General features: G+C 68.6%; 10 protein-coding genes and 1 pseudogene. 5 read left to right on the top strand and 6 right to left on the bottom strand.

Annotated features, from left to right (window positions below; translation table 11 throughout):
• Positions 1 to 25: 25 nt before the first annotated feature.
• Both BW730_RS14830 and BW730_RS14835 read right to left on the bottom strand, forming a co-directional pair.
• Complete coding sequence (locus BW730_RS14830; RefSeq protein WP_145952906.1) at positions 26 to 919, bottom strand: SRPBCC family protein; 894 nt, start codon at positions 917 to 919, stop codon at positions 26 to 28.
• Positions 916 to 1,254, bottom strand: a complete 339-nt coding sequence (locus BW730_RS14835) for an ArsR/SmtB family transcription factor (protein ID WP_077686938.1) — start codon at positions 1,252 to 1,254, stop codon at positions 916 to 918. The genes BW730_RS14830 and BW730_RS14835 overlap by 4 nt, the downstream gene beginning before the upstream one ends.
• A gap of 508 nt (positions 1,255 to 1,762) precedes the next feature.
• Between BW730_RS14835 and BW730_RS14840 the strand changes: the two genes are divergently transcribed.
• Both BW730_RS14840 and BW730_RS14845 read left to right on the top strand, forming a co-directional pair.
• Positions 1,763 to 2,425: a DUF4956 domain-containing protein gene (locus tag BW730_RS14840; RefSeq protein WP_077686939.1), complete on the top strand. Its 663-nt coding sequence runs from the start codon at positions 1,763 to 1,765 to the stop codon at positions 2,423 to 2,425.
• Complete coding sequence (locus tag BW730_RS14845; RefSeq protein ID WP_077686940.1) at positions 2,422 to 3,198, top strand: polyphosphate polymerase domain-containing protein; 777 nt, start codon at positions 2,422 to 2,424, stop codon at positions 3,196 to 3,198. The genes BW730_RS14840 and BW730_RS14845 overlap by 4 nt, the downstream gene beginning before the upstream one ends.
• A gap of 325 nt (positions 3,199 to 3,523) precedes the next feature.
• On the opposite strand, the gene BW730_RS14850 is transcribed toward BW730_RS14845, so the two are convergent.
• Entirely contained in the window at positions 3,524 to 5,398 is a 1,875-nt protein-coding gene (locus BW730_RS14850; protein WP_077686941.1) for a penicillin-binding transpeptidase domain-containing protein, read from the bottom strand.
• 188 nt (positions 5,399 to 5,586) lie between these two features.
• Between BW730_RS14850 and BW730_RS14855 the strand changes: the two genes are divergently transcribed.
• Positions 5,587 to 6,792 carry a TerC family protein gene (locus BW730_RS14855; RefSeq protein WP_226996843.1) on the top strand — a complete coding sequence of 402 codons (1,206 nt, stop codon included), beginning with the start codon at positions 5,587 to 5,589 and terminating at the stop codon, positions 6,790 to 6,792.
• Between the two features lie 3 nt (positions 6,793 to 6,795).
• Positions 6,796 to 8,154, top strand: a complete 1,359-nt coding sequence (locus tag BW730_RS14860) for an MFS transporter (protein WP_077686942.1) — start codon at positions 6,796 to 6,798, stop codon at positions 8,152 to 8,154.
• A gap of 245 nt (positions 8,155 to 8,399) precedes the next feature.
• Here BW730_RS14860 and BW730_RS14865 read toward each other — a convergent pair whose 3' ends face one another.
• From BW730_RS14865 to galE, 3 genes are all read right to left on the bottom strand, one after another.
• Positions 8,400 to 8,996 (bottom strand): response regulator, encoded by a 597-nt coding sequence (locus BW730_RS14865; RefSeq protein ID WP_237268058.1) that lies wholly within the window; start codon positions 8,994 to 8,996, stop codon positions 8,400 to 8,402.
• Between the two features lie 50 nt (positions 8,997 to 9,046).
• The gene (locus BW730_RS14870; RefSeq protein ID WP_077686944.1) at positions 9,047 to 10,258 is read right to left on the bottom strand and encodes a sensor histidine kinase; all 1,212 of its coding nucleotides are present in this window, start codon (positions 10,256 to 10,258) and stop codon (positions 9,047 to 9,049) included.
• 381 nt (positions 10,259 to 10,639) lie between these two features.
• Positions 10,640 to 11,629, bottom strand: coding sequence for a UDP-glucose 4-epimerase GalE (gene galE / locus BW730_RS14875; protein WP_077686945.1), 990 nt, complete (start codon positions 11,627 to 11,629; stop codon positions 10,640 to 10,642).
• A 116-nt stretch (positions 11,630 to 11,745) separates the two neighbouring features.
• On the opposite strand from galE, the pseudogene BW730_RS14880 reads away from it, so the two are divergent.
• Positions 11,746 to 12,243, top strand: a pseudogene (locus tag BW730_RS14880) (MBL fold metallo-hydrolase); the annotation flags it as partial.
• Positions 12,244 to 12,484: the final 241 nt, after the last annotated feature.

Genomic DNA, 12,484 nt, shown 5'->3' on the forward strand with positions numbered 1-12,484 from the left:
CTGGCGACCAGGCTGAGCGCTGAGCTCAGGACGCCGTCAGCGCGGCCTCGAGTTGGCCAAGCGTGAAGCCCCAACCCTCCCGGTAGGCCTCCGCGGCGGTGCCGTCCGCCCATGCTCCCGTGTGTCGCACCGTCAGTCGCGTCCCTGTCGGGATCGCCTCGAGGCGCAGGTCGACGGCCTCGTCCGGGGCCGTGCCGTCGGCGTCGGACCACTGCCAGGTGTAGGCGAGATGGGTCGTCGGTTCCACGGCGAGGTAGGCACCGCTGAGTGTGATGCCCGCGCCCGGGGCGGCGATCTCGTAGCGTCCGCCGGGGCGGACGTCGGCCTCGACCGTGACGTCGGGCCAGTGCGACCACCACCACTCGCCCATCCCGGAGGTGAGCGCCTGCCAGACGCGGTCGGGCGTGGCGGGGAGGTCGCGCACGAGTTCCAGGGCGCCGTCGGCCATCGCCTGCCACTGTCGGGCGAGGACCCCTGGGACTCGGTCGGGGTGGGGTCGTCCGTCGAGCCAGGCGACCAGGTCGGTGAGCAGTTCCTCCCAGCCGCCGCCATAGTCGGCGCCGGTGTCGGGAGTGAGGAGCGCGTGCGTGAGGCGAAGACCCGTGCCGACCTCCGCGTCGAACAGTTCGACCGTCACGCGGCCGGGCGGCTCATCTCCCCAGGTCCAGCCGATGACGAGCCGGTCCATCGGCGAGCAGTCCTCGAGCATGCAGTCGGCGACGTCGTCGGGGCCGAGTTCGACGGCGAACCGCTCGCCGGGCCTCGACGGCGCCCCGACGATGGTGCCGAGCCAGCGTGATGCTGCGCTCGGGGAGGTGACAGCCCCCCAGAGGCCGCGGCGGTCGGTGGGGTAGATGCGCTCGAGGCTGATGCTCGGCTGGGTCGCCGAGCCGGCCAGCGCGCGGATGAACTCGCTCACGATGATTCCTTTCCGGCCGCGCGGTTGCCGCGGGCGACCTCGGTTGCCAGGGCGTCGAGCCGCTGGTTCCAGAACGCCGTCTGACGCTCGACCCACTCGCTCACCTCGCGTAGAGGGCGGTGTTCGAGCGCGTAGAGACGACGGGTGCCCTCCCTTCGGAAGGTCGCGAACCCCGCCTCGCGGAGTGTGCGCAGGTGGCTGGACACGGCCGGTTGGGAGATCCCGAACTCGGCCTGGATGACCTCGGTGACCTTGCCTGCGGAGACGTCGCCGGGGGCGAGCAGCTCCACGATGCGGCGTCGCACCGGGTCGCCGAGGATGTCGAAGGCGTTCATGAACCCTTTATATCAAGTCCCTCTTATATAACGCAAGGCTTATGTTGAATCCCGTTCCCCGAGCTTGTCGAGGGGTCCGAGCGCCGAGCGTTGGTCGTTGTGGCTGGTCGCTGCCCGGGTGGTAGGGGTTTCGACGCAGCGGCGGGCGACTGCGTCGCCGCGGCTGGCTCAACCAGCGGGCCCGTTCCCCGAGCTTGTCGAGGGGTCCGAGTGCCGGGCGTTGGTCGTTGTGGCTGGGTCGCTGGCCGGGTGGCAGGGGGTTTCGACGCAGCGGGGGCGACTGCGTCGCCGCGGCTGGCTCAACCAGCGGGCCTGTTCCCCGAGCTTGTCGAGGGTCCGAACACCGAGCGCCAATCGTCCCCGGCTGTGTCTCAACTGCGGAGGTGCTCGCCGAGCACGTCAACACCGTCCAGTTCCGCGGTGTCGCCGACTGAGAGGTCTCTCATCAACCCCTCATCGCCCGCCAACTCCCTACTGACAGGGTCATGGTCATCGGAAGGAGTCGCCCATGTTTACCTCGACAAGCCTCATCGCCATCGCGGCCGACCTGATCGCCATCGTGATCCTCGCCGGACCGCTGTACTACCGACGCCACAGGCGGCGCGACCTGATGTTCGCGTTCATCACCCTCAACGTCGGCGTGATGGTGGTCGCCGCGGCCCTGGGCAGCTCGGCCGGCGCGGGGGCGGGTCTTGGGCTCGGCCTGTTCGGCGTGCTGTCGATCATCCGGCTCCGCTCCGATCCGATCAGCCAGGCCGAGGTCGCCTACTACTTCGGCGCCCTCGCGCTCGGCCTGATCGGCGGGCTCGCGCCCGGCTCCTGGTGGGTCACCCCGGTCCTCGCGGCGGGCCTGCTCACCGTGATCGCCATCGCCGACTCGCCACACCTGACGCGCAGCAGTCGTTCGCTCGTGATGACCCTCGACGTCGCCGTCCTCGACCGGGATCGCCTCGAACGGATCGTCGGCGAGCGCGTCGGCGGCATCGTCCGACGCCTTGACGTCCGCGAGATCGACCTGGTGCGCGACCTCACCATCCTGGAGGTCTGGTACCGCCCTATCACCAACCCCCGCCCGGTCCCGACGCCGCCCCACGGTCAGCCTGCGGCCGCGTGGACGCCGAACGCGCCCCAGTCGCCGTCGGTCGCTGCCCCGACGATGGTGCTGCGATGAGCGACCGGCGCCTTCTGGCGACCCTCGCCCAACGGCTCGCCCCGATCAGCCTCGCGGAGACGACCGAGGAGGCGAGCCTCCAGACGCGCATCGACAAGAAGTACCTGCTGCCGCTGCCCCTTCTCGGCCGGGTCTTACGCGACCTCGGCCCCGGGCTGCGGGCGCTGGAGATCGACGGGCTGCGCGTCTTCGGGTACGAGTCGGTCTACTTCGACACCCCGCGACTGCAGTTCTACCGCGATCACGTTCAGGGTCGACGGATCCGGCACAAGGTCCGCACGCGCCGCTACGTCGACAGCGACCTCACGATGCTGGAGGTCAAGGAGAAGGGCGGCCGTGGGGAGACGGTCAAGCACCGCACCGACTGGTCGCCTTCCGAACTGTTTCGGCTCGGCAGCGGTGGGCGCGACTTCGTCGACGACCTCCTCGACGGCGAGCCCGACGCCTCCGACCTGCGTCCGTCGTTGGTGAGCCGCTACTGCCGGGCCACGTTCGTGCATGCTGAGGCGGGGCTGCGGCTGACGTGCGACGTCGACCTCACCTTCGAGTCGCCGATGACCAGCGCCGCCGTGCCTGCGGGTCGGGTGCTCGTCGAGACGAAGGCCGCCGAGAGCCCGAGCATCGCGGACCGCATCCTGCACCGCTACTCGCAGCGCGACGTGTCGGTCAGCAAGTACTGCGCCGGGATCGCGCTGACCCACGACGCCCCCGCCAACCGTTGGCACCGCGTCCTGAACCGCTACCTCCGTCCCGCGCCGATCCCGGTCGGCTGATCCGGGCTGTCGACTCGGACCGGTCGGTGCTCGCCGATCCGCGGCGGCGCGGGCCACGCCCGCACCGCTTCGGGTGTGGGCTCGCGTCCGCTCGCCCCTCGGCCGCCAGGCTGGGCGGCGGCGATGACCGCGCGCCCTCGTGGATCCCGACCGGAAACACCAGACACGGGGCGCCTCGGCTCGACTCCGATCTCGAGGTATCTGCCCCCAGGGCATGTTCGGTCATACGAATGTTAATCGAAGGGTTACTGGTTCTTCCCGACCCCCGATCGTGCCGCGCTCGTCGCGCTGGCCTACGCCCACGACCTCGCGGGCGACTGAGGGATCAACTGAACAGTTGGACGATCAGCGGCGCGGCCGTGGTGCCGCCCGAGTCGCCGACCTCGACAAAGGCCGATACCGCGTAGTTCTCGTTGTAGGCGATCATCCACGCATGGGTCTGCAGTTCGCCGGTCTTGCCCCACTGGGCGGTGCCCGACTTCGCGCCGGTCATGACGCCCTTGAGCGGCTTTCCCGTGCCCGAGTCGACCGTTGCCTTCATCATCGTCTGCAACTGCCCGGCCTCCGACGCCGTCAGCGGCGCCGCAGTCGAGGTCGCCTGGTGCCCCTTCACCAACCATGGCATCGTCGTCTTGCCCGAGGCGACCGACGCGGCCACCGCTGCCATCCCGAGGGGGGACATCGTCACCTGGCCCTGGCCGATCCTGGACGCGGCGGCGTCGATCGCGTTGGTCGGGGCGACCGTGCCGAAGTTCGCCGTGAAGCCCGCGTCGTAGTCGGTGCCGACGCCCAGCGAGCCGGCCGCAGAGTGCAGCAGGTCGCCCGTCACCTTCGAGGCGCCGACGAATGCCGTGTTGCAGGAGTACTTGAACGCCTCCGTCAGGGACACCGAGCCGAGCCCCGAGGACGGGTAGCCCGAGTAGTTGCCGAAGGTGTAGGTGTCGACCTTCAGCGTCGACGGGCACTGCACGGTCGACGACGCCGTCGCGCCAGAGCGCAGCATCGCGAGCGCGGTCACGGCCTTGAACGTCGAGCCCGGCGCGTACTTGCCGTAGGTGGCGTACGGGTAGGTGCCCGCCGGGGGCGACTGGGCTGCGGCGAGCAGGCCGCCGGTCTTGACGTCGATGACGACCAGCGTCGCGATGCCCGTCTGGGTGCTGAGCACCGACTCGGCCTTCGTCTGCAGGTCGCGGTTGAGGGCGAGGTCGATCGGCTTGCCGATGCTTGCGTCCTGCTGGAACAGCACCTTCAGCGGGACGCCCTCGACGCCCTTGCGCGCCACCATTTCGATCACCCGCGAGGGGACGCCGCGCAGTTGGGTGTCGTAGCGCAGTTGCAGGCCCGAGAGCCCGACCCGGTCGGATGCGGTGAGCTTGCCCTTCGACTCCTCGATCATCTTCGCGGTCGGCTGCCCGACGGAACCCAGCAGCGGGACGGCGAACGTGTCGGTGGGGCCGAGGATCGCGGTGACCTCGTTGACGTGGCTTCCCTTCACGTCGGTGATCGACGGCGGGATGTCCTCCTGTCGCACGGTGGAGGCCACGACGAACGCCTTCGGGCCTGCCGCGGCGACCTTGGTCGCGTAGGCCCCCGCGTCGATCGTCAGAAGCCCTGCGATCTTGTTGGCCGTCGCCGCCCACTCGGCCTCGGGGATCGCGCTCTTGTCGAGGCCGACCTCGTAGCGTGACCGCTCCTCGACGAGCGCCAGGCCCGCCGAGTCGTTGATCGAGCCGCGCTTGGCCTCCTTCTGGACGTGCCGCAGGCGCGTCTTCTCCGTCAGTTCGGGTTGGATGACGCTCGGGGCCCAGTCGAAAACCCAGGTGTCGCCGGAGAGCCGGAAGCTCGCCGTCGTCTGATACGTCCAGCCGCTGCCCAGGTCGGGGTAGGCGACGGTCAGCTTCGCCGTGGCGATGTCGTCCTTGTACTCGATGGGGCCGGCCGTGAACGTGGGGTACACGTCGTCCATGCCCGCGAAGATCAGCGTCAGGTCGGTCTGCGCCGTCGTGCCGCCCTGCACGGTGCGCAGCTTCGACAGATCCTTGGCGTTGAGCGCGGTGACGAGTTCCGTGACCTGTGCGTCGACCTTTGGTCCGTTGTGCGTCGGGGACGCGGAGGTCGGCGAGGGCGATGGGGCGTCGCCGGGGGTGCAGCCGGCCACCAACAGGGCTGCAGCGAACAGGGCGACGAGTGCGCGGCGCATCGGGGAACCTCCTCGTGAGTCCTCATCGAACAGGGTACCGGGCGGCCACGACAGGCTTCCGGCGGAGCGTGCAAGGTTGGGCGAAAAGAGCGCCGCCGGGTATTCTGGGGGCAGTCATCGACGTTGGCCCTGAAGGGTACCGATGGCAGAAACCCCGATTTCTCGCCTGCCCAGGAGCAACTTCTTTGTTGACGACTGCCCTTCTGACAACAAACGTTTCACTGAACGTCTGGCTCATCACCATCCTCGTGATCGGTGGCCTGCTGGCGTTCGACTTCTTCTTCCACGTGCGCAAGGCGCACGAACCGACGCTGCGTGAGGCGGCGATCTGGTCCGCCATCTACGTCGGACTCGCGATCCTCTTCGGCGTCGTCTTGTGGGTCGTCGGCGGTCACGGCATGGGCGTCGACTACTTCCAGGGCTACATCCTTGAGAAGGCCCTGTCCGTCGACAACCTCTTCGTGTTCGTCGTGATCATTGCCAGCTTCTCCGTGCCCCGTGCGGACCAGCAGAAGGTGCTGCTGTTCGGCATCGTCTTCGCCTTGTTCGCCCGCGCGGCGTTCATCTTCCTCGGCATGGCGATCATCGACAACTTCACCTGGGCCTTCTACGTGTTCGGCCTGATCCTGATCATCACCGCAGGCCGCCTCCTCGCCCCCGAGAAGGAGGGCGACGACGAGGCAAACAACTTCATCATCCGGCTCGCCAAGCGCTTCCTGCGCACCACCGACCACTACGACGGCGACAAGCTGTTCACCATCGAGAACGGCCGCAGGGTGCTCACCCCGATGCTGCTCGTGATGATCGCCATCGGCGGCACCGACATCCTCTTCGCGCTCGACTCGATCCCCGCCATCTACGGCGTCACCGACAACGTCTACATCGTGTTCACCGCGACGGCGTTCTCGCTGATGGGTCTCCGCCAGCTCTTCTTCCTCATCGACGGCCTGCTCGACCGGCTCGTCTACCTCAAGTACGGCCTGGCAATCATCCTCGGCTTCATCGGCGTCAAGCTGATCCTCGAGGCGATGCACACCAACCAGTTCTCCTGGATCAACGACGGCAAGCCGCTCAACGTCTACACGTTCGACCCGTACACGTCGCTCGGCATCATCGTCGGCGTCCTGACGGTCACGGTCGTCGCGTCGATCGTCTCGCCCAAGGGCAAGATGCTGTCGGCCGTGAAGTCCGTGCAGCGCCACGCACACGCCTACCTCAACACCGCGTACCACGCGGACGAGAGCGACCGTCAGCTCCACTTCGACAAGATGCTCGCGTCGGAGACCTCGTTGATGAAGTTCCCCGAGGACAAGGTGCAGGCCATGATGGAGGAGACCGGCGCCGACCGCGAGGTCGAGAAGGCGCGCGCACTGCACGCGGAGAGCACCGACTGATCCATGGGGGTCGTCTCCGCCGTTCGTCGGCTCTGGAAGCATGCGCCGTTCCGGCGACTGCTGACGCTGCGCATCCTCAGCCAGGCCGCCGACGGCACCCTCCAGGTGGGGATGGCCTCCTACATCCTGTTCTCCCCTCAGACCCAGCCCGACGCGTGGGCGATTGCGGGAGTGCTCGCGCTCACGCTGCTGCCGTTCACCGTCGTCGGCCCCTTCGTCGCACCGCTGCTCGACCGCTGGTCGCGCCGCAACATCGCCCTGTACTCCGACATCGCCCGCTGCGTGCTGGCCCTGATCATCGCGGTCATCATCTTCAGCGGCGCCACGACCGGGCTGTGGGCGTTCGTGTTGTACGGCGCGCTGCTGGTCGCGATGAGCATCAATCGGTTCATGCTCGCCGGGCTGTCGGCCGGGCTGCAGCACACCGTCGACCGTGAGGAGTTCCTGACGGCGTCCTCGATCGTCCCGACGGTCGGACCCCTCGGCGTGGTGCTCGGCGCGGCGATCGGCTTCGTGGTCCGGTTCGGCTTCGCCGACCTCCTGGGGGTCGACCGGGCCAACTCGCTCGTCTTCGTGATCGCCGCAGCCGGCTTCGTCGGCTCGGTGCTGATCTGCCGCGGCTTCCCCCGCGACGCGCTCGGGCCCGACGCGATGGAGACCTCGGACGCCGAACCCGGTGGTGCCCGCGAGGTGCTGCGCGGACTGGCGGAGGCCGGTCGACACCTGCGCACCAGGCCGGCCGCGGTCGTCGCGCTCGCGTTGATGGCCGTCACGCGCCTGCTGTTCGGCCTGCTGAGCGTCGCCGTGATCCTGGCGGCACGTCACCTGTGGCACCCGGTCTCCGACCCCGACGCCGCGCTGGCCGACCTGTCCATCTGGGGCGTCGCGACCGGGGCCGGGTTCATCCTCGCCGCGCCGCTCGTGCCGCTGCTGACCCGCCGCTTCGGGCTGGGTCGCTCCGCCGTCGGGCTGCTCGTCGGAGGAGCGGTCGTGTCGCTCGCCATCGTCGTCTCATCGGCGAAGCCGGTGCTGTTCGTCGCGAGCTTCCTGATCGGGCTGGCGGTCCAGTCGTTCAAGATCTGCGTCGACACCATCGTCCAGGCCTCGATCGATGACCGCTACAAGGGTCGCGTCTTCACGTTCTACGACATGTCCTTCAACGGCGCCTTCGTGCTCGCGGGCGTCGTCGCCGCGTTCGTGCTGCCTGCCGAGGGTCTCTCGGTGGCCGCGTTCGTCGGCATCGCGGTCGCGTACGCGGTGTGCGCTGCGGTGATGGGCGGCGCGAGGCGCAGGCTCGGGGCGGAAACGTTCGAGCGTGGCACCGAGTCGCTGACGTCGCGCGCCGAGGCACCCGCCGACTGATCTCGGGCCTCGCGTCCGGGTGCCAGGGGTTTCGACGCGGGCTGCGGCGCTTCGCGCCTTTGCCCGGCTCAACCAGCGGTCGTGCTCCGCGCCCTTGCCGGGCTCAAGGAGCGGGCCACGTGGGGCGCGGCCGATTCGTGGTTAGTGCCCGTCCGGGCGCCAGGGGGTTTCGACGCGGGCTGCGGCGCTGCGCGCCTTTGCCCGGCTCAACCAGCGGCACCGCCTCGACCCAGGACCCACCGGACTCAGTCGCCGAGGCCCTCCTCGAGGGCGATCAGGACGAGGCCGACGCGGTCGCGCGCGTCCAACTTGCTGAGCAGGCGACCGATGTGGGTCTTGACGGTTCCCTCGGCCATGTACAGGCGCTCCGAGATCTCCTGGTTGTTCGCGCCCCGCGCGACCTCCTCCAACACCTCACGCTCGCGATCGGTCAGCGCGTCGAGGCGCTTGCCGTCCTCCTTGGTGGCCTTCGGGAGCAGGTCCGCGAAGTGCGTCAGCAGTCGCTTCGTGGTCGACGGTGCCACAACGGCGTCGCCGGCCGCGACCGAGCGGATCGCGCCGAGCAACTCCTCGGGGAGGGCGTCCTTCAGTAGGAAGCCGCTCGCTCCGTTTCGCAGGGCAGCGAACACGTACTCGTCCAGGTCGAAGGTGGTCAGGACCAGGACCTTCGTGTCAACGTCGAGTGCCGAGATCAGGCGGGTCGCCTCCGTGCCGTCCATGATCGGCATCCGGATGTCCATCAGGACGACGTCGACGGGGCGGGTCTTGACGAGGGCGACGGCGTCGCGGCCGTTGTCGACCTCTCCGACCGTCTCCATGTCGTCGGCCGAGTCGATCAGCATCCGAAAGCCGCTGCGCACCAGCGACTGGTCGTCCGCCAGCAGAACCTTGATCACCGTGCGGCCTCCTTCAGCCAACTCTTCCCCAGACGGCTCGGCATCGGTAGCTGAGCCCTCACCTCATATCCTCCACCAGCGCGCGGCCCAGCCTCCAACGTTCCGCCCATCGCGGCGACCCGTTCCCGCATCCCGGCGACGCCCGAGCCGCTGCCGTCCGACTTGGACAGTGCACCCATGCCGTCGTCGGAGACGGTGATGTCGATCTCGTCCGCGAGGTAGCTGACGGAGACCGTCGCCGTCGCCGTCGGGCCGGCGTGTTTCAGGAAGTTCGTCGTCGCCTCCTGGACGATCCGGTAGGCCGTGAGCCCGAGGGACTCGGGCACCAGTGGAACGTCCCCGGAGATCTTCAGGTCGATCCGGTCGCCCGCTCCCGCCACCAGTTCGGGGATCTGGCTGAGCGTCGGGGCAGGCCCGAACCGCGGGCTCTCCATCTCGCCGCGCATCAGCGCCACGATGCGGCGCACCTCGTCGATCGACTTGCGCCCGGTCTCGGCGATCACGCCGAGCGCCTGCGCCGCCGCCTCCGGTCGCTTCGCCGTCAACGCCTTCGCGCCCTCAGCCTGCACCACGATCACCGAAAGCGAGTGGGCGAGCACGTCGTGCAGTTCCTGGGCCACCTCGACGCGCGCCCGGCCAGTTGCCAGCAGCGACTCCTGCTCGCTCTGCCGCTGGGCGGCGGTGAAGCGCTCCGTGACGATCTCGCGGTCGAGGCTCGCGTTCAGGACGCGCTCCCGCATGTAGCGCCCGCCCAGGTACGCGAGCGCCACGACGCAGGCGCAGAGCAGCACGACGACCGAGGTGCCGAGGAAGCGGTACTTCGCGTCGAGGTCACGGGTCCAGGAGATCGGGCCCGCGAGCGAGCCAGCGATACCGAAGGCGATCACGTACTGCAGGCCGGACAGGCGGCGGTAGCGGCCGACGCTGTAGATCACGATCGGCACCGCCAGCAGGGACGGCATCGGCGCCGTCAGAGTGAAGACCATCCCGACGCCCGCGACCGTCAGGATCGCAAGGCTGATCAGCGGCGCCACCCGACGGGGGATGACCGACGCGCACATCAACAACGACCAGGCGATCGCCTTGATCGCGTACATCGAGTCGGGGATGAAGGCCAGCGGGGCAAGCGTCATCAGGCTCAAGAGCCCGGCGACCGCCGCGTCGCGCAGCACGGTGCGGGTCTCCCGCGACCAACGAGTCTCCTTCATGATGGGCCTCAGCCTATGTGCTGTGGCACGAGGGGGACGTCAGACCGCGGGCAACCCTTGGCCCTTCCTTGTGCACCGTGGTCTTAAGCTGGCCGTAAATGGTGTCGCGATGGCGCCTGCTTCTCATAGATTGATGCACATGATCCGAAAGATGTTCTGGCTGATGACGTTGCTGACGCTGGTCTTCACCACGACCAGCCTGGTTGATCGCAGCAAGGCGGCGCGACGCCGCGAACTGTGGTCCGAGGCCACCGACTGACACCCGTCCGCCCACGCCGCCGCACGGTGGCGTGGCGCCGCGCGTGACCCGGTCACGGGCCAACACGATGAAAGAGACCGGCCGCCCCAAGCAGGGCGACCGGTCTTCGTCGTCGATGGGGTTCAGTACCCCAGCTTCTCCTTGCGGACCGGGAGCCACGCGATGGCGTCGCGGACGGCGTCCTGCTCCGTCAGCCTCGCCTCCCAGCCGAGCACGTCCTTCGCCTTGGACGACACGGTGTAGACGCCCGCGACGTCACCGGGGCGCGACGGGCCGAACTCCAGCTTGAGCGGGTCGCCCGAGATCTCCTCGAACGAGGCGGCCAGTTCCTTGACGGTCACGCCGTTGCCGGTGCCGATGTTGAACACCTCGTAGCTACTGTCCGCGGTGGCCTTGTCGAAGCCCTCAATCGCGGCGACGTGCGCCTGCGCCAGGTCCCACACGTGGATGAAGTCGCGGATGCCGGAACCGTCGCGGGTCGGCCAGTCGACGCCCGTGACGGTGAAGGTCTCGTGCTTCGACCAGGCCTCGAGCAGCTTCGCCAGCACGTGCGAGGGGTGCTCAAGCTGCTGGCCGGAGCGGAGCTTCGGGTCGGTGCCGATCGGGTTGAAGTAGCGCAGCGACAGGACCTTGACGTCGGACGCCTTCGTGAAGTCCTCAAGGATGAACTCGACCATGAACTTGGTGCGGGCGTACGGGGAGCCGGGCTGCAGCGGCGAGGCCTCGGTCACGACGAAGTTCTCGTCCGGCGCGTAGATCGAGGCGGAGGAGGAGAACAGGAAGCGGTGCACGCCGTTGCGCTGGAGGCCCTCGAGCAGCGTGACGGTCTTGGAGACGTTGTTCTCGTAGTAGCCGAGCGGGTCCGAGACGGACTCGGGGACGACGATCTTGGCCGCGCAGTGGACGACCGCGTCGATGTTCTGTTCTGTGAAGATCCGGTCAAGCAGGGCGGGGTCGGCGATGTCGCCCTCGTAGAGCGTGCGGTCGCCGATGAACTCGCGACGGCCGGTCGAGAAGTCGTCGAGGATGACGACCTGATGCCCGGCGTCCTCGCAGGCCGAGGCAACAGTGCTGCCGATATAGCCCGCGCCACCCGTGATCAAGATCTGCATGTGCTTCCTTCCTCAGGTTGAGCCTTCATCCTAGAACCGGGCCACCGGGTGATTGCAGTGGTGGACGGTTTGCGCGAGCGGGTCGTGCGAGACTGGCCGGAAAGGAAAGGTCGCAGATGGACGCGCGCATCGAACACCTCGTCACGGCAGGCAACTCCGACCCGGCTGGGCCTCCGGTGCACGAGAACAACGTCTGGATAGTCGGCGACGACAGCGAGGTCATCGTCATCGATCCAGCGCACGACGCGGAGGCGGTCGCCCGGGCGGTCGGGGACAGGCGGGTCCGCCAGATCCTGCTGACGCACGGGCACTGGGACCACGTGCGGGCGGTTGTCGACTTCGCGCGCCTCGTCGACGCCCCGTTCCTGCTGCATCCATCGGACGCCTTCTTGTGGCAGCAGAGCCACGGAGGGGTCGGGTTCGGGCCGATCGCGGACGGGCAGCGCTTCGACGTCGCCGGGGTCACGCTCGAGGCTCGCCACACGCCAGGTCACACGCCCGGGTCGACGTCGTTCGTGGCGGCCGACCTCGGCGCCGTCTTCACCGGGGACACGCTGTTCGAGGGTGGGCCGGGAGCGACGCGGTGGGACTACTCGAGCTTCGACACGATCATCGACTCGATCCGCACCAAGCTGTTCACACTGCCGTCCGAGACGGTCGTACACACCGGCCACGGGCCGTCGACCACGGTCGGGCCGAGTCGCCCCACTTGGAGGAGTGGGTCGCGCGGGGCTGGTGACGTCGGTCGTGTCGACCGTTCCCCGAGCTTGTCGAGGGGTCCGAAAGGCGAGCGGGACCGTTCCCCGAGCTTGTCGAGGGGTCCGAATGCCGAGCGGTTTCCGTTCCCCGAGCCTG

This window comes from Tessaracoccus aquimaris (assembly GCF_001997345.1).
GTDB classification, from domain to species: Bacteria; Actinomycetota; Actinomycetes; order Propionibacteriales; family Propionibacteriaceae; genus Arachnia; species Arachnia aquimaris.